General features: G+C 72.4%; 18 protein-coding genes. 10 read left to right on the top strand and 8 right to left on the bottom strand.

Features of this window, described 5'->3' with window-relative positions:
- The first annotated feature begins 17 nt into the window (after positions 1-17).
- Positions 18-497, top strand: coding sequence for a DUF6099 family protein (locus ACIQRL_RS15320; protein ID WP_401331681.1), 480 nt, complete (start codon positions 18-20; stop codon positions 495-497).
- 526 nt (positions 498-1,023) lie between these two features.
- Here the strand turns inward: ACIQRL_RS15320 and ACIQRL_RS15315 are convergent.
- Both ACIQRL_RS15315 and ACIQRL_RS15310 read right to left on the bottom strand, forming a co-directional pair.
- The gene (locus ACIQRL_RS15315; RefSeq protein ID WP_401331680.1) at positions 1,024-1,947 is read right to left on the bottom strand and encodes an LLM class F420-dependent oxidoreductase; all 924 of its coding nucleotides are present in this window, start codon (positions 1,945-1,947) and stop codon (positions 1,024-1,026) included.
- Positions 1,948-2,220: 273 nt separating this feature from the next.
- Entirely contained in the window at positions 2,221-2,931 is a 711-nt protein-coding gene (locus ACIQRL_RS15310) for an SDR family oxidoreductase (RefSeq protein ID WP_401331679.1), read from the bottom strand.
- Between the two features lie 106 nt (positions 2,932-3,037).
- Between ACIQRL_RS15310 and ACIQRL_RS15305 the strand changes: the two genes are divergently transcribed.
- The 3 genes from ACIQRL_RS15305 to ACIQRL_RS15295 all read left to right on the top strand — a co-directional run bounded on the left by ACIQRL_RS15305 (position 3,038) and on the right by ACIQRL_RS15295 (position 7,984).
- The gene (locus ACIQRL_RS15305; RefSeq protein ID WP_401331678.1) at positions 3,038-3,661 is read left to right on the top strand and encodes a TetR/AcrR family transcriptional regulator; all 624 of its coding nucleotides are present in this window, start codon (positions 3,038-3,040) and stop codon (positions 3,659-3,661) included.
- Positions 3,662-3,956: 295 nt separating this feature from the next.
- Positions 3,957-5,444: a 3' terminal RNA ribose 2'-O-methyltransferase Hen1 gene (locus ACIQRL_RS15300; RefSeq protein ID WP_401331677.1), complete on the top strand. Its 1,488-nt coding sequence runs from the start codon at positions 3,957-3,959 to the stop codon at positions 5,442-5,444.
- Positions 5,441-7,984, top strand: coding sequence for a polynucleotide kinase-phosphatase (locus ACIQRL_RS15295; RefSeq protein ID WP_401331676.1), 2,544 nt, complete (start codon positions 5,441-5,443; stop codon positions 7,982-7,984). Before ACIQRL_RS15300 ends, ACIQRL_RS15295 begins: the two co-directional genes overlap by 4 nt.
- 474 nt (positions 7,985-8,458) lie before the next feature.
- Here ACIQRL_RS15295 and ACIQRL_RS15290 read toward each other — a convergent pair whose 3' ends face one another.
- Together ACIQRL_RS15290 and ACIQRL_RS15285 are read right to left on the bottom strand one after the other, a co-directional pair.
- The gene (locus ACIQRL_RS15290) at positions 8,459-9,352 is read right to left on the bottom strand and encodes a hypothetical protein (RefSeq protein WP_401331675.1); all 894 of its coding nucleotides are present in this window, start codon (positions 9,350-9,352) and stop codon (positions 8,459-8,461) included.
- Positions 9,349-10,428 (bottom strand): SPFH domain-containing protein, encoded by a 1,080-nt coding sequence (locus ACIQRL_RS15285; protein ID WP_401331754.1) that lies wholly within the window; start codon positions 10,426-10,428, stop codon positions 9,349-9,351. The genes ACIQRL_RS15290 and ACIQRL_RS15285 overlap by 4 nt, the downstream gene beginning before the upstream one ends.
- 164 nt (positions 10,429-10,592) lie before the next feature.
- On the opposite strand from ACIQRL_RS15285, the gene ACIQRL_RS15280 reads away from it, so the two are divergent.
- The gene (locus tag ACIQRL_RS15280; protein ID WP_401331674.1) at positions 10,593-11,816 is read left to right on the top strand and encodes an arginine deiminase; all 1,224 of its coding nucleotides are present in this window, start codon (positions 10,593-10,595) and stop codon (positions 11,814-11,816) included.
- A gap of 231 nt (positions 11,817-12,047) precedes the next feature.
- The gene (gene argF / locus ACIQRL_RS15275) at positions 12,048-13,055 is read left to right on the top strand and encodes an ornithine carbamoyltransferase (RefSeq protein ID WP_401331673.1); all 1,008 of its coding nucleotides are present in this window, start codon (positions 12,048-12,050) and stop codon (positions 13,053-13,055) included.
- A gap of 54 nt (positions 13,056-13,109) precedes the next feature.
- Here argF and ACIQRL_RS15270 read toward each other — a convergent pair whose 3' ends face one another.
- Positions 13,110-13,565: an ATP-binding protein gene (locus ACIQRL_RS15270; RefSeq protein WP_401331672.1), complete on the bottom strand. Its 456-nt coding sequence runs from the start codon at positions 13,563-13,565 to the stop codon at positions 13,110-13,112.
- Positions 13,566-14,051: 486 nt separating this feature from the next.
- On the opposite strand from ACIQRL_RS15270, the gene ACIQRL_RS15265 reads away from it, so the two are divergent.
- Both ACIQRL_RS15265 and ACIQRL_RS15260 read left to right on the top strand, forming a co-directional pair.
- The gene (locus ACIQRL_RS15265; RefSeq protein ID WP_401331671.1) at positions 14,052-14,879 is read left to right on the top strand and encodes an enoyl-CoA hydratase family protein; all 828 of its coding nucleotides are present in this window, start codon (positions 14,052-14,054) and stop codon (positions 14,877-14,879) included.
- Positions 14,880-14,955: 76 nt separating this feature from the next.
- Complete coding sequence (locus tag ACIQRL_RS15260; protein ID WP_401331753.1) at positions 14,956-17,223, top strand: bifunctional salicylyl-CoA 5-hydroxylase/oxidoreductase; 2,268 nt, start codon at positions 14,956-14,958, stop codon at positions 17,221-17,223.
- A 21-nt stretch (positions 17,224-17,244) separates the two neighbouring features.
- Here the strand turns inward: ACIQRL_RS15260 and ACIQRL_RS15255 are convergent, their stop codons facing one another.
- The gene (locus ACIQRL_RS15255; RefSeq protein WP_401331670.1) at positions 17,245-18,087 is read right to left on the bottom strand and encodes a PaaX family transcriptional regulator C-terminal domain-containing protein; all 843 of its coding nucleotides are present in this window, start codon (positions 18,085-18,087) and stop codon (positions 17,245-17,247) included.
- Between the two features lie 15 nt (positions 18,088-18,102).
- Complete coding sequence (locus ACIQRL_RS15250; protein ID WP_401331669.1) at positions 18,103-19,791, bottom strand: AMP-binding protein; 1,689 nt, start codon at positions 19,789-19,791, stop codon at positions 18,103-18,105.
- Between the two features lie 125 nt (positions 19,792-19,916).
- On the opposite strand from ACIQRL_RS15250, the gene ACIQRL_RS15245 reads away from it, so the two are divergent.
- Positions 19,917-21,095 (top strand): acyl-CoA dehydrogenase family protein, encoded by a 1,179-nt coding sequence (locus tag ACIQRL_RS15245; protein ID WP_401331668.1) that lies wholly within the window; start codon positions 19,917-19,919, stop codon positions 21,093-21,095.
- Between the two features lie 102 nt (positions 21,096-21,197).
- The gene (locus ACIQRL_RS15240) at positions 21,198-21,596 is read left to right on the top strand and encodes a RidA family protein (protein ID WP_401331667.1); all 399 of its coding nucleotides are present in this window, start codon (positions 21,198-21,200) and stop codon (positions 21,594-21,596) included.
- Between the two features lie 25 nt (positions 21,597-21,621).
- On the opposite strand, the gene ACIQRL_RS15235 is transcribed toward ACIQRL_RS15240, so the two are convergent.
- Positions 21,622-21,816 (bottom strand): DUF5999 family protein, encoded by a 195-nt coding sequence (locus ACIQRL_RS15235; RefSeq protein ID WP_401331666.1) that lies wholly within the window; start codon positions 21,814-21,816, stop codon positions 21,622-21,624.
- Positions 21,817-22,066 lie beyond the last annotated feature (250 nt).

The following is a 22,066-nucleotide window of genomic DNA, read 5'->3' as shown; positions in this document are numbered from 1 at the left end:
ACAGACGGGGGCAGCGCATGGAAGCTATGCGGCTCATCGTGGCGAGCAGACGTGCCCTGGCGGAGAGCGGTGACACTCCGGAGGTAATGGCCGAAGCGTGGCAGGCGCACTCCCTGGCGCAGGCGATCGGCAGCCGCCTCGCCGTGTCCGGGCCGCCTGAACTCCGGGGTGAGGCACTCGGGTTGACCGAGCTGGCGGGTCGCGGCTGCGGAGTGCTCGGGGATCACGCCCTCGGCGTCGGCGCCTTACGGGCCGCCCAGCTCACGGAGCTGGGCGACGCGCGCGAGGCCCTGCTCTGCCTCGGCGGCCTCCTGGCGGAGGTCGGGATAGCCCTGGTCGGCATCGCCTGCGCGGCGGACGACGAGGGCACCTACTGGCAGTGCATGGAGGCGATCGACGCGGCGGACGAGTCCCGGGACCGCGTCCTGGAAATGCTGAGACGACTCGCGGTGCGGGACGAGAAACGCGTGGTGGAGCGGGACTCGGCCGCGGGGTAGCGGCTCCGTCGTCGCCGGCCCTCGCTCACCTCGCCGCCCGAGCGAACCCCAGTCGCCCCCGGCGCGGACCGCAGCCCCGACGTGCAGTCCTGCCAGTCCCCGGCGCCGACCGAAGCCCTGACGTCCACCTCGGTCAGCTCCGGCGGTGGCCGTTGTTCCGGCAGGCACCTCTGCCGGTCTCCGGCATGGACCGCTGCCTCGACGTGCACCCCCGTTGGCCCCGGAGGCGACCGCAGTTTCGACGCCCGGCGCCGACCGCAGCCCCGGCGCCGGGCGTCGGTCTCCGGTGCGGATCGCTGCTTCGACCCACACCCCTGCCGGTCTCCGGCACGGATCGCTGCTTCGACGCGCTCTCCTGCCGGTCTCCGGCCCCGCCCGCAGCCCCGACGCGCGCGGAGCCGCCCGCGTCCCCGCCGCCACGGGGTCCCTGCCCCGCGCCTTCGTCGCACCCGCCGTCCAACCGGTGCCGGTCGAGGCCGGATGGCCGGCTGACCGGACCGGCCGATCGCGCGCCGTGCCCCGCCGCTCAGCCCAACTGAGGCGTCACCTCGGAGGCGATCAAGTCCAGTTGGTCCAGGTCGTCGAGGTCGAGCATCTGGAGGTACATCCGCTGTGAACCGACCGCCTGATACCGGGCGATCCGCTCGACGACCTCCGCGGGCGAGCCCGCGAGTCCGTTGGCCTTCAGTTCGTCGACATCGCGGCCGATGGCGTCGGCCCGACGCCGCACCTCGCTGTCGTTCCGGCCGACACACGCCACCAGGGCGTTGGAGTAGACGAGTTCGTCGGTCTGGCGCCCGGCCTGTTGCAGGGCCGCGCGCACCCGGCCGAACTGCTGCTCCGTGTCCGCGAGCCCGGCGAAGGGGATGTTGAATTCGTCGGCGTAGCGCGCCGCGAGCGCCGGAGTCCGCCTGGCCCCGTGGCCGCCGATCAGGATCGGCACCTTCGACTGTGCCGGCTTGGGCAGCGCGGGGGAGTCCTTGAGCTGGTAATACGTTCCGTCGAAGGTGAAGCGTTCGCCGACCGGCGTGCCCCACAGCCCGGTGACGACCGCGAGTTGCTCCTCCAGGCGGCCGAACTTCTCCTTCGGGAACGGGATGCCGTACGCCGTGTGCTCGGCCTCGTACCAGCCGGCGCCGAGGCCGAGTTCCACGCGGCCGCCCGACATCTGGTCGACCTGGGCGACCTGAATGGCGAGGACGCCGGGGAGGCGAAAGGTTCCGGCAGTCATCAGGGTGCCCAGGCGGATGCGGCTCGTCTCGCGGGCGATGCCGGCCAGGGTGATCCAGGCGTCGGTGGGACCGGGAAGCCCGTCGACGGATCCCATGTGCACATAGTGATCAGAACGGAAGAAGGCTCCGTAATGGAGGTCTTCGGCGGCCTTGGCGACGCGGAGCAGCGTCTCGTAGGTCGCACCTTGCTGCGGTTCTGTGAAGACTCGAAGATCCATGTATCCATCATGCACCGGTCACAACAGGCGCCCCCTGTCGAACCGCTGTCACGGCCCCGATCGCGAGGCGGCTCCGCCGGCGGGACCCGCGGCGGTGGATGGGGGTCTGCCGACGGGACCCGCGGCGGCGGGTGGGGTGCCTCCGCCGACGGGCCCCCGCCGCGGTGGGGCGGGTTTCGCGGTGCGGCCCGCGGTGGGGCGCGTGCGGCCCGCGTTGGCGTGCGGGGCCCGCGGTGGGCGTGCGGCTCCGTAGGTGAGGTCGGCGGCGGGCCTCTACTGCCCGGCGAGCTGCGGATACAGGCCGCTCAGCTCGCCGGAGAGCCCGGCCTTGACCTGGCGGGTGAGCGCGTCCGCGAGGACTTCGTGGGCGTCCGTCTCGATCCCGTCGAGGGCCTGCTCGGCGACGCTGTGCGCGGTGACCTTGGGCACGTCGAGGCCCGCGGTCAGATCGGTGTCGACGTATCCCACGTGCAGTCCGGTGACCTTGATGCCGCGGGGCTGGAGCTCCAGGCGCAGGGCGTTGCTCTGGGACCACAGGGCGGCCTTCGCGGCGCTGTAGCCGTCGGCCCCGGGCACCGTGACCCACGACAGCACCGAGTGGACGGTCAGGATGTGCCCGCCGCCGTTGCGCTCCAGGACCGGGACGAACGCCCGGGTGGTGAGCAGCGGCCCGAAGAAGTTGATCTCGAACTCGCGCCGTACGTCGTCGATCGGGGAGTCGAGGAACGACGTGGAGGCCGTCGCGCCCGCGTTGTTGATCAGCAGGGTGACGTCCTGGGCCTGCGCGGCGGCGGCCGCGACCGACGCCGGGTCGGTGACCTCCAGCGCCAGCGGCACCGCGTCGGGGTGGGAGACGGTCCGCGGGTCGCGGGCGGTCGCGTAGACCTTCTTGGCGCCGCGTTCGTAGAGGGCCTCCACGAGGGTCTTGCCGATACCGCGGCTGCCGCCCGTCACGAGCGCCACCGAACCTTCGATGCTGGTCATGAGCTTCTCCTCTTGGGGCCGATAGGAAACCGATCGGTTTCCGGTGCCGTTCGCACTGTAAACCGATCGGTTTCCATGACGCAAACGGAGAACGTAAGCTGGGCGTATGACACAGGCGACCTCGACCGCGACCGCCGGCTCCTCGACCCGCGACCGACTGCTCGACGCCGCGGCGGACCTCTTCTACCGCGAGGGCGTCGGCGTCGGCGTCGAGGCGCTGTGCCGGGTGGCCGGGGTGTCCAAGCGCTCGATGTACCAGCTCTTCGACAGCAAGGACGGCGTGCTGGCGGCGAGCCTGGAACGCAGCGCGCCCGCCTACCAGGCGTTCCTGCTGCCCCCCGACGACGACCGGCCGCCGCGTGAGCGCATTCTGCACGTCTTCGAGCGACTCGAAGAACTCGCCGACCGCCCGGACTTCCGCGGCTGCCCCTTCGTGGCGGTGACCGCGGAGCTGAAGGCGCCGGATCACCCCGCGAGCCTGGTCGCCCGCCGCTGCAAGGACGCGCTGACCGCGTTCTTCCGGAACGAGGCGGAGCGCGGCGGAGCCGCGGACCCCGAGATCCTCGCACGCCAACTCACCGTCGCCTTCGACGGATCGGGCGTCCGGGCCGTCATGCAGGGCCGGGGCCTCGACGGCCTCGCCCTCGCGACCGCCACCACCCTGCTCGACAGCGCCGGCCTGAACGGGCGCGCGGATGCCTCCCGGCACGGGTCGGAAACCGCCGGCTGACCCCGGGCCGCACCCCCGGCGGGCTCCCGTGTGCGGCGAAAAAACCCCGGTCCACCTGGGGCGTTCGCTGTACGTTGGGGGAGCGCGCCGACGACAGGCGTCGCCCCTGCGGTCGGCCGCGGCGTGGCGCGGCCACGGCTGCGAGGGCCGGGGGAGAACCGGGAGCGGCGACGGCCGGGGCGCGCTCGCCCATGCTTGCGGCCCACCGGCGTCCGGCACATGCGCATCCCCGCGCACAGGCCGGGCGACCCGCTGGGTGTCCGCGGCTCAGAAGACGTTCCGAGGCAGACCCACTGTGTTCCTGACGATCAGTACCACCGGTACCCCAGAGCGCCCAGCGACCGATCTCGGCTTCCTGCTGCACAAGCATCCAGACAACGCGCAGACGTTCTCGACCTCGTACGGCACGGCGCACGTGCTGTACCCCGAGGCGACCGCGGAGCGGTGCACGGCCGCGCTGCTGCTCGAGGTCGACGCGGTGGCGCTGGTCCGGCGGGGCAAGGGCAAGGGGCGCGGCGGCGCCCCCGACGCGGCGCTCGCGCAGTACGTCAACGACCGCCCGTACGCGGCGTCCTCGCTGCTCGCCGTGGCGCTGAGCGCCGTCTTCTCCAGCGCGATGAAGGGCCAGTGCGCCGCCCGTCCCGAGCTGCCGGCCGAGACCAGGCCGCTGCGCGTCGAGGTGCCCGCGCTGCCCGCACGCGGCGGCGCCGACCTCGTCCGCGGGCTCTTCGAGCCGCTGGGCTGGACGGTGACGGCCGAGCCCGTGCCGCTCGACGTCCGCTTCCCGGAGTGGGGCGACTCCCGCTACGTACGCCTGGAACTGGCGGCGGAGGAGCTGACGCTCGCCGAGGCCCTGCGCCACCTCTACGTACTGCTCCCGGTCCTCGACGACGCCAAGCACTACTGGGTGGCGTCCGACGAGGTCGACAAGCTGCTGCGGGCGGGCGAGGGCTGGCTGCCGGACCACCCGGAGCACAAGCTGATCACCAGCCGCTATCTTTCCCGCCGTTGGTCGCTGACCCGGGAGGCCATGGAACGCCTCGAACTCGTCCGGCTCGCCGAGACCGACGACACCGAGGTCGAGCAGATCGACAACGCCGTCGACGAGGAGACCGACACCGAGGAGAAGCCGGTGCCGCTCGCCGTGCTGCGCCGGGACGCGATCCTCGCCGCGCTGCACGCGTCCGGAGCGAGCCGCGTCCTCGATCTCGGCTGTGGACAGGGCCAGTTGGTGCAGGCGCTGCTCAAGGACACCCGGTTCACCGAGATCGTCGGGGTCGACGTGTCGATGCGCGCGCTCACCATCGCCGCGCGCCGGCTCAAGCTGGACCGCATGGGCGAGCGGCAGGCCGCGCGCGTCCAACTCGTGCAGGGCTCGCTCGCCTACACCGACCGCCGGCTCAAGGGGTACGACGCCGCCGTGCTCAGCGAGGTCATCGAGCACCTCGACCTGCCCCGGCTGCCCGCCCTGGAGTACGCGGTGTTCGGCTCCGCCCGCCCGCGGACCGTCCTCGTGACGACCCCGAACGTCGAGTACAACGTCCGCTGGGAGACCCTGCCGGCCGGACACTCCCGGCACGGCGACCACCGCTTCGAGTGGACCCGCGAGGAGTTCCGCGCCTGGGCCCGCAAGGTCGCCGAACGGCACGGCTACGACGTGGAGTTCACCCCCGTCGGTCTCGACGACCCCGAGGTCGGCCCGCCCACCCAGATGGCCGTCTTCACCCTGGCCACCGCCACCGCCACCGCCACCACGACCGCGAAGGAGGAGAAGGCCGCATGAGCGAGCAGACCACCCCGGGGCGCGTCCTGCCCGTCACCGACCTCTCCCTCGTGGTGCTGATCGGCGCGTCGGGTTCCGGCAAGTCGACCTTCGCGCGACGGCACTTCAAGCCGACGGAGACCATCTCCAGCGACTTCTGCCGGGGCCTGGTCGCCGACGACGAGAACGACCAGAGCGCCAGCGGCGACGCCTTCGACGTGCTGCACTACATCGCCGGCAAGCGGCTCGCGGCCGGCCGCCGGACCGTCGTCGACGCGACCAACGTCCAGGAGGAGAGCCGCCGCGCGCTGATCGAACTCGCCAGGAAGTACGACGTGCTGCCCATCGCCGTCGTGCTCGACGTGCCCGAGGAGGTGTGCGCCGAGCGCAACGCGGCGCGCACCGACCGCGCCGACATGCCGCGCCGCGTCATCCAGCGCCACACCCGCGAACTGCGCCGCTCGCTGCGCCGGTTGGAGCGTGAAGGGTTCCGCAAGGTGCATGTCCTGCGCGGGGTCGCGGACATCGAGAACGCGTCGGTGGTGACCGAGAAGCGGTTCAACGACCTGACCCACCTCACCGGCCCGTTCGACATCGTCGGCGACATCCACGGCTGCGCCTCCGAACTGGAGACCCTGCTCGGCAAGCTCGGCTACGTCGACGGCGCGCATCCCGAGGGCCGTACGGCCGTCTTCGTCGGCGACCTCGTCGACCGCGGCCCGGACTCGCCCGGCGTGCTGCGGCGCGTGATGTCCATGGTCGGTTCGGGCAACGCCCTGTGCGTGCCCGGCAACCACGAGAACAAGCTCGGCCGCTACCTGAAGGGCCGCAACGTCCAGCACAGCCACGGACTCGCCGAGACCATCGAGCAGTTGGACCAGGAGAGCGACGAGTTCCGAGCCACGGTACGGGAGTTCGTCGACGGGCTGGTCAGTCACTACGTCCTCGACGGCGGGCGGCTCGTCGTCTGCCACGCCGGCCTGCCCGAGAAGTACCACGGCCGCACCTCGGGCCGGGTGCGCTCGCACGCGCTGTACGGCGACACGACCGGGGAGACCGACGAGTTCGGGCTGCCCGTGCGCTACCCGTGGGCGGAGGACTACCGGGGCCGCGCGGCGGTCGTGTACGGGCACACCCCGGTTCCCACGGCCACGTGGCTCAACAACACGATCTGCCTGGACACCGGCGCCGTGTTCGGCGGCAAGCTCAGCGCGCTGCGCTGGCCGGAGCGCGAGCTCGTCGACGTACCGGCCGAGCGGGTCTGGTACGAGCCGGCCAAGCCGCTGGCGACCGAGGCGCCGGGCGGTCACGAGGGCCGGCCGCTGGACCTCGCGGACGTGCACGGTCGCAGGGCCGTGGAGACCCGGCACGCCGGCCGGGTGGCCGTCCGCGAGGAGAACGCGGCGGCGGCCCTGGAGGTCATGAGCCGCTTCGCGGTGGACCCCCGGCTGCTCCCGTACCTCCCGCCGACCATGGCTCCGACCGCGACCTCGCAGGTCGAGGGCTATCTGGAGCACCCGGCCGAGGCGTTCGCCCAGTACCGGGAGGACGGGGTCGCGCGGGTCGTGTGCGAGGAGAAGCACATGGGGTCGCGGGCGGTGGCCCTGGTCTGCCGGGACGCGGGTGCGGCACGCGAGCGGTTCGGCGTCGACGGTCCGACGGGGTCGCTGTACACGCGTACCGGCCGCCCCTTCTTCGACGACGCGGCCGTCACCGAGGAGATCCTCGGCCGGGTCCGCGCCGCCGCGACCGAAGCCGGACTGTGGGAGGAGCTGGACACCGACTGGATACTGCTGGACGCCGAGTTGATGCCGTGGTCGCTGAAGGCGTCCGGGCTGCTGCGCAGTCAGTACGCCGCTGTCGGCGCCGCGTCCGGCGCGGTGTTCCCCGGGGTGCTGACCGCGCTCGAAGGGGCGGCGGCGCGGGGCGTCGACGTCGGTGACCTGCTGACGCGCCAGCGTGAACGGGCCGCGGACGCCCAGGCGTTCACGGACGCGTACCGCCGCTACTGCTGGACGACGGACGGCCTCGAAGGCGTCCGCCTCGCACCGTTCCAGATCCTGGCCGTCCAGGGCCGGAGCCTCGCCGCGCTGCCGCACGACGAGCAACTCGCCCTGATCGACCGGCTGGTGGAGAACGACGCGAGCGGGCTGCTGCACACCACGCGGCGGCTCCACGTCGACACCGGCGACCCGGAGTCGGTGCGGGCCGGTGTCGACTGGTGGCTGGAGATGACCGGGCGGGGCGGCGAGGGCATGGTCGTGAAGCCGGTCGGCGCGGTGGTGCGCGGCGGTACCGGGCGCCTCGTGCAGCCCGGCATCAAGTGCCGGGGCCGCGAGTACCTGCGGATCATCTACGGCCCGGAGTACACCCGCCCGGAGAACCTCGCCCGGCTGCGCGGCCGCTTCCTCAACCACAAGCGGTCCCTCGCCATCCGCGAGTACGCACTAGGCCTGGAGGCCCTGGACCGCCTGGCGGAGGGCGAGCCCCTGTGGCGCGTCCACGAGGCGGTGTTCGGCATCCTCTCCCTGGAATCCGAACCGGTCGACCCCCGCCTGTAGCGGGTCCACCCTCTTGACCTGGGCCGGCCCCGCAAGGGTCCCTCTGCGTCCGGGGGAGCCCCGCAAGGGGCGCGGGGAGCCGCGCGCCCGGCTGCCGCCGGGGCCGCAGCCCCATCGTGCTCCCACCGGGACCGGTAGTCGCCGGCTTGGTGGGAGCCCTGTAAAGGGTGCGGGGAGTCGCGGGCCTGGCCCCGTCGGGGACGCAGTCCCATCGTGCATCCACCGGGACTGGTAGTCGCCGGCTTGGTGGGAGCCCCGTAAGGGGCGCGGGGAACTGCGCGGCCCGCCCCCACCGGGCCCGCAGCCGACCCCGCCCCCACCGGGCCCGCAGCCGACCCCGCCCCCACCGGGCCCGCAGCCGACCCCGCCCCCACCGGGGCACACGCAACAGACCCCGCCGGGGGGAGCCCGGTCCGGGGCGGCGGGGCCCGGCGGGGTTCGGCCCAGCCGGGCGGCGAGGGAGCGAAGCGACCCTCAGCCGACCAGGCGGAGCCGAACCCCAGCCACCCCCACCCGCACGGTCTGACCCCAGACCAGCTCCACCGCATCCCCCTCCATCCCGTCCCCGAACACGATGAGCCGGTCCGACTCCACCGTCAGGGACAGCCGCCCGGACGCGGTGAGCTCGCCGGCCACGAGCGAGGTGCCCGTGGCCGGCGAGGGCCAGGCCTCGCGGACGAACCAGAGCAGGCGCTCGTCCGTGGGCCCCGGCAGCGGCAGCCCCCCGCCCCGCTCCTGCCACACCGAGCGGAGCCAGCCGGTGGCCCCGGTCCCGGTTCCCACCAGCACCCCGGAGGACGCCTGGGGCTCGACGGCACCCCCGTACTCGTCGAGCCCCAGGCGGTACCGGGCCGTCTGATGGCCCGCGGCCCCCAGATAGATCTCGTTGAGGGCGACCAGCCGCTGGGTGTCGTCCGCGACCGCCTCGACCATGGTCAGCTCGTCGGCGCTGCCCCCGTGCGCCGAGGCGAGCAGCGCGCCCGCGTCCCGGGGCCGGTGCCGCACCAGCACACCCGGATTGCGCCCGGGGTCGGCGTCGATCCCCACCACCGGCTGACCCGCCAGGTACTTGGCCACGTTCGCCACCAGCCCGTCCTGGCCGACCACGACCACCACGTCCTCCGGAGCGAACAGGAAGCGGTCCAAGTCGGCCCGTTCCAATCGGGCCTGACGCCAGGTCAGCGGAATCGCCGACACCACCGCGGCGAGCGCCTCGCGGGACCGCCGGTGCCGTTCGGCCACCTCCGCGATGTCCCGGCCGCGCGAGGACAGGAAGAACGCCGCCTGCCCGTGCGTGCCGTGCCGGGCCGTCAACTCCTCGTACTCGGTGGTCCGGTGGACGAGGACGACCCGGGGCGCGAGACTCACGCCGGGTCCCCGGCGGCCCCGTTGCCCAGCTTGGCGAGCAGCCCGGTGAGGACGTCGGGCGAGACGGTGAGGTTCTCGATCCGCGGCAGGTTCTCCGCGAGCCGGCTGCCGGTCAGCGCGTGCAGCGTGGCGACGTCGACGTCGCCGTGCACCCGCAGCCAGGCCGCCTGCGCCTCGGCCCGCGCCGCGCCGACCTGGCGCTCCGCCTGCGCCTCGGCTCCGGCGAGCCGTACCTTCCGGGTGGCCTCCGCCTCGGCGAGCCGCAGCGACCGGGTGGCCTCGGCCTCCGCCAGCCGGACCGTGCGGTCCGCCTCCGCCCCGGCGCGCACCGCGTCCGCCGCGGCGAGTTCCTCGGCCTCGCGGCGCGCGTTCGTACCCCGCTGGTCGACCAACTGCTCCTCGCGCCGGGCGAGTTCGATCTGGCTGGCGAGTTCGTTCTCGGCGATGGCGCGTTCCCGCTCGACGGCGACCGCCCGGCGTTCGTACGTCGCCTTGTCCGCGTCCTGCTGGATCTGCTCGCGGGCGGGAGTGCGCAGGGCCCGTTCCACCTCGGGCTCCGGGCGCAGCGCGACGACCCGCACGGCGACCACCTCGATGCCGGTCGCGGGCAGCCGGGGTTCGGCGGCGAGGCCGTCCGCGATCCGCTCCCGTACCGCCGCGACGCCGTCGACCAGGGCGGACGCCAGTGACGTACGGGCCAGGACGTCGAGCGCGTGCTGCTGGGCCGTCTCGGTGAGCAGTGATCCGAGCTGTTCCAGCGGGGTGCCGCGCCAGGCGCCGGAGTCGGGGTCTATGGAGAAGTCGATACGGGAGGCCGCGACCGCGGGGTCGCTGATCCGGTAGGTCACGGTGGCCTGCACCGCGACGTCCTGGAAGTCGGACGTCCGGGCGTGGAAGGTCATCGCCAACTCGCGGTCGTCGACCGGGACTTCGGAGAGTGCCGCGGTCAGCGAGCGGTACCAGAAGCTGAGTCCGGGGCCGTCGTGGACCAGGCGTCCCGACATGTGGTGCCGGACATGGGCGGTGGGCGCCCCGCGCAGATGGCGCCAGCCGAGGCGTCGCGTGATGTCGGCCATGAGTACCCCCTGGGCGCCGGGCGGTCCCGGCGCTTCCTCGTCCTTCATTGTCGTCACTAGGACGATAACGGGGAGACCGGCTTATCGTCAAGGGGACGAAATGAATGCGATGCGACTCGGGCGATCCGCGGGTGAACACGCGTCCGGATGGTCAGGATGGAGACATGGGATTCCATGTCGACTCCGAGGCCGGGCGGCTGCGCCGCGTCATCCTGCACCGGCCCGATCTCGAGCTCAAAAGGCTCACCCCCAGCAACAAGGACGCGCTCCTCTTCGACGATGTGCTGTGGGTGCGCCGGGCGCGCGCGGAACACGACGGGTTCGCCGACGTGCTGCGCGACCGCGGGGTCACCGTCCATCTCTTCGGTGACCTGCTCGCCGAGACCCTGGCGATCAGGGAGGCCAGGTCGCTCGTTCTGGACCGGGTCTTCGACGAGAAGGAGTACGGGCCGCTCGCCACCGACCATCTCCGGGCCGCCTTCGAGACCCTGCCCGCGGAGGAACTGGCGTCCGTGCTCGTCGGCGGCATGACCAAGCGCGAGTTCCTGGACGCGCACGCGGAGCCCACCTCCGTGCGCTTCCACGTCATGGACCTCGACGACTTCCTCCTGCGCCCGCTGCCCAACCATCTCTTCACCCGTGACACCTCCGCGTGGATCTACGACGGGGTCTCGATCAACGCGATGCGCTGGCCGGCCCGGCAGCGCGAGACCGTGCACTTCGAGGCGATCTACCGGTACCACCCGCTGTTCCGTGAGGAGGGCTTCAACCTCTGGTCGGAGGGGCAGGCGGACTACCCGTCCACCATCGAGGGCGGTGACGTCCTCGTCATCGGCAACGGTGCCGTCCTCATCGGGATGAGCGAGCGGACAACCCCCCAGGCCGTCGAGATGCTCGCGCACAAGCTGTTCGCGGCCGGCTCGGCCCGCACCATCGTGGCGCTCGACATGCCCAAGCGGCGGGCGCTCATGCATCTCGACACCGTGATGACGATGGTCGACGGCGACATCTTCACGCAGTACGGGGGGCTCGGCATGCTCCGCTCGTACACCATCGAACCGGGTGCCGGGGACAAGGAGCTGAAGGTCACCGACCATCCGCCCGAGCACATGCACCGCGCCATCGCCGGGGCGCTCGGTCTGGGCGAGATCCGTGTCCTGACCGCCACGCAGGACGTCCACGCGGCCGAGCGGGAGCAGTGGGACGACGGCTGCAACGTCCTGGCCGTCGAACCGGGCGTCGTCATCGCCTACGAGCGGAACTCCACCACCAACACCCATCTGCGCAAGCAGGGCATCGAGGTGATCGAGATCCCGGGCAGCGAGCTGGGCCGGGGCAGGGGTGGCCCGCGCTGTATGAGCTGCCCCGTCGAACGGGACGCCGTGTAGCGGCTCCGTGCCGGAGCCCCGCGTGGAACCCCCGTCCCGGAGTCCTGTACGGGCTGCACGCGGGGTCGTGTGCAGGCTTCACGCGGGGTCGTCTGCGAGGCCGCGCGGGGGACCGATCGCCGGAACCGTCGAACGGGGTCGAACGAGAGGCCGCATATAAATGCTGGGCATCGTATAGAATTCCAAGCGTTCGTCCCCGTCCTCGCCCCTCGTCATCCCTGGAGCGCCCCCATGGCGACAGTCCCGACCGCCCTCGCCGGCCGCCACTTCCTCAAGGAGCTGGACTTCACGGAGGACGAGTTCCGCGGCCTGGTCGAGCTGGCCGCCGGACTCAAGGCGGACAAGAAGCTGGGGGCGGAGACCCGGTATCTCACGGGCGTGAACATCGCGCTGATCTTCGAGAAGACCTCGACGCGCACGCGCTGCGCCTTCGAGGTCGCGGCCGCGGACCAGGGTGCCTCGACCACGTATCTGGACCCGACCGGCTCCCAGATCGGCCACAAGGAGTCGGTGAAGGACACCGCCCGCGTGCTCGGCCGCATGTTCGACGCCATCGAGTACCGCGGAGACAGCCAGGCCGCCGTGGAGGAGCTGGCCGCCTACGCCGGAGTGCCGGTCTACAACGGCCTCACCGACGCTTGGCACCCGACCCAGATGCTGGCCGACGTCCTCACGATGACCGAGCACTGCGCCAAGCCGATCGGCGAGATCACCTTCGCCTATCTGGGGGACGCCCGTTTCAACATGGGCAACTCGTACCTGATCACCGGCGCGCTGCTCGGCATGGACGTCCGGATAGTCGCTCCCCGGGCCTACTGGCCCACCGACGAGATCGTCGAGCAGGCCCGCGAACTCGCCGAGAAGAACGGCGGCCGCATCACCCTCACCGAGCACGTCGGCGAGGGCGTCCGGGGGGCCGACTTCGTGGCCACCGACGTCTGGGTCTCCATGGGGGAGCCCAAGGAGGTGTGGGCCGAGCGCATCGGCGCCCTCGTCCCGTACGCCGTGACCATGGACGTCCTGCGCGCCACCGGGAACCCGGACGTCAAGTTCCTGCACTGCCTGCCGGCCTTCCACGACCTCGGCACCGAGGTCGGTCGCGACCTCCACGCGGTGTACGGCCTCGACTCGCTGGAGGTCACCGACGAGGTCTTCGAGTCGGCGCACTCCGTCGTCTTCGACCAGGCCGAGAACCGGCTGCACACGATCAAGGCGATCCTGGTCGCCACGCTGGCCTGATGTTCGGCCGGACGACCTGGATCCCATTCGCCGCCGTCCTCGCGGCCGGAGCCGCTACAGCAACGGACGCCGCTGGGCGGGAACCACCGGCAGTCTGAACCAGACCGCCTTGCCGGAGTCGGTGGGGCGGTGCCCGCAGGCCGAGCTGAGGGCGCGGAGCAGCAGCAGGCCGCGCCCGTGCTCCTGCCAGGGGTCGGGCTCGCCGGGCGGGTGGGGGAGCGTGAGGTCGAGCGGCGGCGCGGGGTCGGGGTCGTGCACCTCGACCCGGCAGCCGGTCGGCATCAGTTCCACGACCAGCTCTATCGGCCCGTCGCCCGCGGTGTGCTCGACGGCGTTGGCGACCAGCTCCGCGGTGAGCAGTTCGGCGGTGTCGCTGTCGGCCGCGTGTTCCCGTTCGGCGAGAGCCGTGCGGACCAGGGCGCGGGCGACGGGCACGGCCGCGACGGTGTGCGGCAGCGCGATGCGCCAGAAGGCGGGTGCTGGGGTGTCGGGCAAGGCGGTTCCGTTCATGGAGCAGGCTGTCCTGCTTACAACCTAAGGAATGGTACGGCGCCGTCGGGCGAACGCGCTCGGTGGGCTTTCTCGTGACATCGGCCGGTGTGTCCGACGCGGGCCGGGACCTCCTTTCGGGACGTTCGGTCCGATACGGGCTGTGTACCCGGACGAACGGTCCCCCTCCCGTATCCGCTCCCGTCGTTACACGGCTATCGACGATCCGTGACGCGAAGACGGATCACCGGCACCTCGCGCCCGCCCCTTCACGACCTGTGGCCGCCCCCTCACGGGGCGCGGCCGCCGCTTCACGACTCGCAGTCACTACGTCCCGTCATGTAACAGCACGCCGCGTCACGCCGAACCGTCTCGGGGGGCGACATGACCGTCGATTCCCGGACACCGTGATCGCCCTATCGCGCACTCCTGACGACAGTCACAGATGAGTGATAACTTTGTTGAACAGTCGCACCGCGTCGCCCCCGCCCGAGGAGGCCGCCCGCCATGAGTCCCTTCACCGGCTCCGCCAGCCGCACATCCGACTGGGAGCATCTGCGGTACGAGCTCACCGACGGCGTCGCCACGGTCACCCTGGCCCGCCCCGAGAAACTCAACGCGCTCACCTTCGGCGCCTACGCCGACCTGCGGGACCTGCTCGCCGAGTTGTCCCGCGAGCGGTCCGTCCGCGCCCTGGTGCTCGCCGGTGAGGGCCGCGGATTCTGTTCCGGCGGCGATGTCGACGAGATCATCGGCGCGACGCTCTCCATGGACACCGCCCAGCTCCTCGACTTCAACCGGATGACCGGGCAGGTCGTCCGGGCCGTACGGGAGTGCCCGTTCCCGGTGATCGCGGCCGTCCACGGGGTGGCGGCCGGCGCCGGAGCCGTGCTGGCGCTGGCCGCCGACTTCCGGGTGGCCGACCCGAGCGCCCGCTTCGCCTTCCTCTTCACCCGCGTCGGGCTGTCCGGCGGCGACATGGGCGCGGCCTATCTGCTGCCCCGGGTGGTCGGGCTCGGCCACGCGACCCGGCTGCTGATGCTCGGCGAACCGGTACGGGCGCCCGAGGCCGAGCGCATCGGCCTGATCAGCGAACTCACCGACGAGGGGCACGCCGACGAGGGCGCCCAGGCGCTGGCCCGCCGCCTCGCCGACGGTCCCGCCCTGGCGTACGCCCAGACCAAGGCGCTGCTCACCGCCGAACTGGACATGCCGCTCGCGGCCTCCGTCGAACTGGACGCCGCGACCCAGGCCCTGCTGATGAACGGCGAGGACTACGCGGAGTTCCACGCGGCCTTCACGGAGAAGCGGGCCCCGAAGTGGCGGGGGAGGTGAACCCGGGATGCGTACGGACGCGGGCGGCGAGAACCGCGAGGACCGTGCCGGGGCCGGTCGCGGGGCCGGTGGCGCCATGCGCGTCGCGGTGATCGGCGGGGGACCCGGTGGACTCTACGCCGCGGCCCTCCTCAAACGCCTCGACCCGGCCCGCGAGATCACCGTCTGGGAACGCAACGCGCCCGACGACACCTTCGGCTTCGGCGTCGTCCTGTCCGACGAGACCCTCGGCGGCATCGAGCACGCCGACCCGGTCGTGTACGCGGCGCTCCAGGCCGAGTTCGTCCGCTGGGACGACATCGACATCGTGCACCGCGGGGTGCGCCACACCTCCGGCGGCCATGGCTTCGCCGCACTCGGGCGGCGCCGGCTCCTGGAGATCCTGCACGAACGCTGCCGCTCGCTGGGCGTCGACCTGCGCTTCACGGCCGAGGCCCCACCGGTGGACGAACTGATGTCGGCCCACGATCTCGTCGTCGCCGCCGACGGCGTGCACAGCCTCACCCGCGCGGCCCACGCGGAGGTGTTCCGGCCGTCCGTCGAGGAGCACCGCTGCCGCTACATCTGGCTCGCCGCCGACTTCGCCTTCGACGCCTTCCGCTTCGAGATCGCCGAGACCGAACACGGCGTGATGCAACTGCACGGCTACCCGTACTCGGCCGACGCCTCCACCGTCATCGTCGAGATGCGCGAAGAGGTCTGGCGGGCCTCGGGGTTCGCGGACCTCGACGAGGCGGAGTCCGTCGAACGATGCGGCAAGATCTTCGCGGACGCGCTCGGCGGACGCCCGCTGCGCGCCAACAACTCCGCCTGGACGACCTTCAGAACGATCGTCAACGACCGCTGGTCGCACGGCAATCTGGTGCTGCTCGGCGACGCCGCCCACACCGCCCACTTCTCCATCGGCTCCGGAACCAAGCTCGCCGTCGAGGACGCGCTCGCACTGGTCGCCTGTCTGGAGGAACAGCCCTCGCTGGAGGCGGCGTTGGCGGCGTACGAGGAGGAGCGGCGTCCTGTCGTCGCCTCCACCCAGCGGGCCGCCCGCGCCAGCCTCGACTGGTTCGAGGACATCGGCCGCTATCTCGGCCAGCCCACCCGGCAGTTCGCGTTCAACCTGCTCACCCGCAGCCGCCGGGTCACCCACGACAACCTCCGGATGCGCGATCCGCACTTCGTGGCCGCGGTCGAGCGGGAGTTCCGCTGCCCGCCCGGCACCCCGCCGATGTTCACCCCGTTCCGGCTGCGCGGTCTGACCCTGCGCAACCGTGTCGTCGTCTCACCGATGGACATGTACTCGGCCGTGGACGGCGTCCCCGGCGACTTCCATCTCGTCCACCTGGGCGCGCGGGCGCTCGGCGGCGCCGGACTGGTGATGACCGAGATGGTGTGCGTCAGCGCGGAAGGCCGCATCACGCCCGGCTGCGCGGGCATCTACACCGGCCGACAGGCCGACTCCTGGCGGCGGATCGTCGACTTCACGCACCGGCAGGCACCGGGCACCGCGATCGGCCTCCAGCTCGGCCACGCCGGCCGCAAGGGCTCGACACGGCTGATGTGGGAGGGCATCGACGAACCCCTGCCGGACGGCAACTGGCCGCTCGTGGCCGCCTCCCCCCTCCCGTACCGGCCGGACAGCCAGACGCCCCGCGCACTGTCGCGGGCCCAGCTCACCGATCTGCGCGAGCAGTTCACCGCGGCCGCCTGCCGTGCCGCCCGCTGCGGTTTCGACCTCCTCGAACTGCACTGCGCCCACGGCTACTTGCTCTCCGGCTTCCTCTCGCCGCTGACCAACCTGCGCACCGACGCGTACGGCGGATCGCTGGACAGGCGACTGCGTTTCCCGCTCGAAGTGTTCGACGCGGTACGGGCGGTGTGGCCGGCGGAACGGCCGATGACCGTGCGTATCTCCGCCACCGACTGGGCCGAGGGCGGCACCACCGGGGACGACGCGGTGGCGATCGCACGGGCCTTCGCCGCGCACGGCGCCGACGCCGTCGACGTGTCGACCGGCCAGGTCGTGGCCGACGAACGCCCCGAGTACGGCCGCTCCTACCAGACGCCGTACGCCGACCGGATCCGGCACGAGACCGGGCTCCCGGTGATCGCCGTCGGCGCGATCTCCTCCTGGGACGACGTCAACTCCCTGATCCTGGCGGGCCGGACAGACCTGTGCGCACTCGCCAGGCCGCATCTGTACGACCCCAACTGGACCCTGCACGCGGCGGCGGAACAGGGCTACGAGGGGCCGGGCGCCGGCTGGCCGATGCCCTACCGGGCGGGCAGCCGCCCCCCGCAGACCGGCCGCACCGACGCCCCCAGGCCCCGCCTCACCCTGGGGACCTGAGCTCGGCCCGGAAACCGGAGGTCACACGGCGTCGGGGTGCCCGGACCACGGGGGCACCCCGGCGAACTCGGCACCCGCGTCCCGCAGTCGCTCGTGCAGGGCCCGGAAGACGGTGGCCGAGCGGGCGCCCGGCCAGTCCCCGGGGAGCAGCGCGGCGGGCAACCCCGGGTCGGTGTACGGGAGATGGCGCCAGGAGTCGAGAGCCAGCAGATAGTCGCGGTAGGCCTGATCGGGCGGGGTGTCCGCGCGCCCCTCCCACATGTGCAGCACCCGCGCGTGCCGGCCGAGGAACGCCTCGTGCTCCTTGGCGATCGCCGCCAGGTCCCACCAGCGCCCCACCGCGTCCGCCGTCGCGGCGAACCCCAGATGCTCGCCGCGGAACAGCTCCACGTACGGATCGAGGCGCAGCCGCTCCAGGGTGTGCCGGGTCTCCTCGTACAGCCGCGCCGGGGCGAGCCACACCCCGGGGGCGGCCGTGCCGAAGCCGAGACCGGCGAGCCGCGAGCGCAGGACGTGCCGTTTCTGCCGCTCCGACTCGGGCACGGAGAAGACGGCGAGCACCCAGCCGTCGTCCTCCGGAGGCGCCGACGCGTACACCCGGCGGTCGCCGTCGTCGAGCAACTGCCGCGCGTCCGGCGGCAACGCGTACCCGGCGGCGCCCGCAGTCGTGCGCGCCGGTTCCAGGAGCCCGCGGCGCTTGAGCCGGGAGACGGACGACCGCACCGAGGGCGCGTCCACGCCGACCGCGGCGAGGAGCCGGATCAACTCGGCCACCGGTACCGGGCCGGGCGCGAACCGGCCGTACGCGCCGTAGAAGGTGACGATGAGGGAGCGGGGGGCGTGTTGCTCTGACACGTTGATCACTCTAGTGCGCGAAGATCACTTGGGATCGCCGCCTGTGGACAAGTCGGCCTCAGCCTCGGTCTTTTCCCGTAGCCTGAACCGTTGGAGCTTGCCTGTGGCGGTGCGGGGCAGCGCGTCCAGGAAGACGATCTCGCGGGGGCACTTGTACGGCGCCAGCTCGGACTTGAGGAAGGCGCGCAGTGCCTCGGCGTCCCGGCGCGCGCCCTGCTTGAGCACCGTGTAGGCCACCACGATCTGCCCGCGCGCCTCGTCGGGCCGCCCGACGACGGCCGTCTCGAGAACGTCCGGGTGCCGCGTCAGCGCGTCCTCGACCTCGGGGCCCGCGATGTTGTACCCCGCCGAGATGATCATGTCGTCGGCGCGGGCCACATAACGGAAGTAGCCGTCGGATTCACGTACGTAGGTGTCGCCGGTGATGTTCCAGCCGCCGCGCACGTACTCCCGCTGCCGGGGATCGGCGAGATACCGGCAGCCGACCGGCCCGCGTACGGCGAGCAGCCCGGGTTCGCCGTCCGGAAGCGGCGCCCCCTCGGTGTCGACCACGCGCGCGTGCCACCCCGGCACGGGCAGGCCCGTGGTGCCGGGGCGGATCTGCCCGTCGGCGGCGGAGATGAAGATGTGCAGCAGTTCGGTGGCGCCGATGCCGTTGATGATGCCGAGCCCGGTGCGCCCGTGCCAGTCACGCCAGGTCGCCGCGGGCAGGTTCTCGCCCGCGGAGACACAGCGCCGCAGCGACCCGATGTCGTGCTCGTCCGGCTCGGCCAGTTCCGCGAGCATCGCCCGGTAGGCGGTCGGCGCGGTGAACAGCACCGAGACCCGGTGCTCGGCGATCGCGGGCAGCAACTGCTTGGGGCCCGCCTGTTCGAGGAGCAGGGAGCAGGCGCCGGTCCGCAGGGGGAAGACGACGAGACCGCCGAGGCCGAAGGTGAAACCCAGGGGAGGACTGCCCGCGAAGACATCGTCCTCATGGGGCTGCAGCACATGCTTCGAGAAGGTGTCCGCTATCGCCAGCACATCGCGGTGGAAGTGCATACAGCCCTTGGGCCGTCCGGTGGTGCCCGAGGTGAACGCGATCAGCGCCACGTCGTCGGCGGCCGTGTCCACCGCCTCGAAGGGTTCGTCCGGGGCGCCGGTGATCCGCAGCAGCAGATCGTCGGGCGCGTCACCGCCGTACGTCGTGACCCGCAGTCCGGGGATCCCCGCCTTGGCCAGGTCGTCGACCGAGCGGATGTCGCACAGGGCGTGCGTCACCCGCGCGATCCCGCACATCGTGCTCAGCTCGTGCGGCCGCTGCTGCGCGAGCACCGTGACGGCGACCGCGCCCGCCTTCAGCACCGCCAGCCAGCAGGCCGCCAGCCACGGTGTGGTCGGGCCGCGCAGCAGCACCCGGTTGCCCGGGACGACGCCCAGTTCGCCGGTCAGCACGTGGGCGATCCGGTCGACACGGGCGCGCAGTTGGCCGTACGTCCACGGATCGCCGGACGGCGTACGGAACACCGGGCGTCCGGGGTCGGTGTCCGCGAGGAGCTCGGCAGCGCAGTTGAGCCGAACGGGGTAGCGCAGTCCGGGCAGGTCGAAGCGGAGTTCGGGCCACTGCTCGGGGGGCGGGAGATGGTCGCGCGCGAAGCTGTCGACGTGGGCCGAGGGTGCCGGCCCCAAGGTGTCCGCGGGATCCGCTCGATCCGCGGGATCCACAGGGTCCATGGAGGTTCGCCCCCTTGCCTTGGTGGGCGTCGTGGTGGGCTCGCACAAGGAGCGTATCGTGTTGGTGACGACAGTCAACGGTTCGCGATAACGTGGGGGTGTCCGACGGGGAGAGGGGACGGGCAATGACCGCATTCTCGCTTGATACGGGACAGATCGCCTGGTGTGCCGAACTGCGTACCCTGGCCGCGGAACACCTGCGCCCACTGGCGGACAAGGGCGAGCCGGGTCACGTCAACCGACCACTCGTCGCCGGACTCGGCCGACTCGGCCTGCTCTCCCGCCTGTTCACCTCGGGTGCCCTCGACCTCTGCCTGATGCGCGAGTCCCTGGCCCAGGTCTCCACCGAGGCCGAGACGGCCCTGGCCCTCCAGGGGCTCGGCGCCCACCCGGTCCACGCGTACGGCACCGCGGCCCAGCGCGAGCACTGGCTGCCCCGGGTCGCGGACGGCACCGCCGTGGCGGCCTTCGCGCTGAGCGAGCCCGGCGCGGGCTCGGACGCCGCCGCGCTGGCGCTCCGGGCGGACGAGGACGGTACCGGTGGCGGCTCCGGCGGCTGGCGGCTCACCGGCGAGAAGTGCTGGATCTCCAACGCCCCCGCGGCCGACTTCTACACCGTCTTCGCGCGGACCGCGCCCGACGCCGGAGCCCGCGGCGTCACCGCCTTCCTCGTCCCCGCCGACCGGCCCGGCCTCACCGGCACCCCGCTCGACATGCTCTCCCCGCACCCCATCGGCGCCCTCGCCTTCGACGCCGTACCCGTCACGGTCGACGACGTCCTCGGAGAACCCGGCCAGGGCTTCCGGGTCGCCATGAACACCCTCAACCTCTTCCGGCCGAGCGTGGGCGCCTTCGCCGTCGGCATGGCGCAGGCCGCGCTCGACGCGACCCTCGCGCACACGACGCGGCGCCAGGCGTTCGGCGGCCCGCTGAAGGACCTGCAGACCGTGGCCCACCGGGTCGCCGAGATGGCGCTGCGCACCGAGGCGGCCCGTCTGATGGTGTACGCGGCCGCGGCGGCGTACGACGAGGGGGCACCGGACGTGCCCCGGCGGGCGGCGATGGCGAAGCTGCTCGCGACCGAGACGGCCCAGTACGTCGTCGACGCGGCCGTCCAGTTGCACGGCGCCCGCGCCCTGCGCCGCGGCCATCTCCTCGAACACCTCTACCGCGAGGTGCGCGCGCCGCGCATCTACGAGGGGGCCAGCGAGGTCCAACGAACCGTCATCGCCAAGGAGTTGTACCGGGCGGCCGCACAATGCCCGGAAGCGGCCGACCGGCCACGGGGAGCGGGGTCGGCATGACCGCCGAGCAGCCACGGGAAACGGGCTCGGCGTCACTGTCGACCGAGTACACGGAACGGCCTTCCGCATGACCGTCGACCGACCACACGGAACGGGGTCCGCATGACCGCCGAGCGCGTCAACCCGCCGGAGCTCTCACCGCCGGCCGGGTTCTCCCACGCCGTCGTCGCCACCGGTTCCCGTGTCGTCTTCCTGGCCGGCCAGACCGCGCTCGACGTGGACGGAAAGGTGGTGGGGGAGACTTTGCCCCTGCAGTTCGAGCGGGCGCTGACCAATCTGCTGACCGCGCTGCGCGCGGCGGGCGGCGAACCGGCGGACCTCGCCCGGGTCACGGTCTACGCCACGGACGTCGCCGACTACCGGATCCACGCGCCCGAACTGGGCCGCATCTGGCGCCGGTTGGCGGGCCGCGACTACCCCGCGATGGCCGTCATCGGCGCCACGCGCCTGTGGGACGAACAGGCGCTGGTCGAACTCGACGGCTTCGCCGTACTGGCGTAGGGCCCGCGGGGAGAGCGGCCGGAGTTCAGGCCGCGACGGCCAGCCGCTCGACGAACACCCGGTGCGGAGCGATCACGCTGCCGTCGGGAAGCAACTCGCCACTGTCGTCGAAGACGATCGCGCCGTTGCACAGGAGGTTCCAGCCCTGCTCGGGGTGGGCCGAAACGATATGCGGGGCGGCGGCGTCCACGGACGGGCACGAAGACCGGTGTGAGCACATGGTGCACCTCCACGTGGGATGCGAAGAGTGTCGGCGGCGTTGTCGTCGCCCTCGCACACATAGAACATGCGCGCGCGGCGAACTGATCGGAACAGCCGGTCGTGAAGCGTGACAACACGAGGACAACTCTCGGACGTCCCCGAGACGGACGGTGCCAACTCGCCACCAAAGGGGTGATGATCACCGCCCTCGGGGCTCCGGGCAGGTACCTGTTGAGCGCCCTTTCCAGGCCCCCGCTCCAGGAGGTACT

It is taken from the genome of Streptomyces sp. NPDC091209 (genome assembly GCF_044757755.1).
Lineage (GTDB): Bacteria > Actinomycetota > Actinomycetes > Streptomycetales > Streptomycetaceae > Streptomyces.
This window is presented reverse-complemented; position numbering and strand designations above follow the sequence as displayed.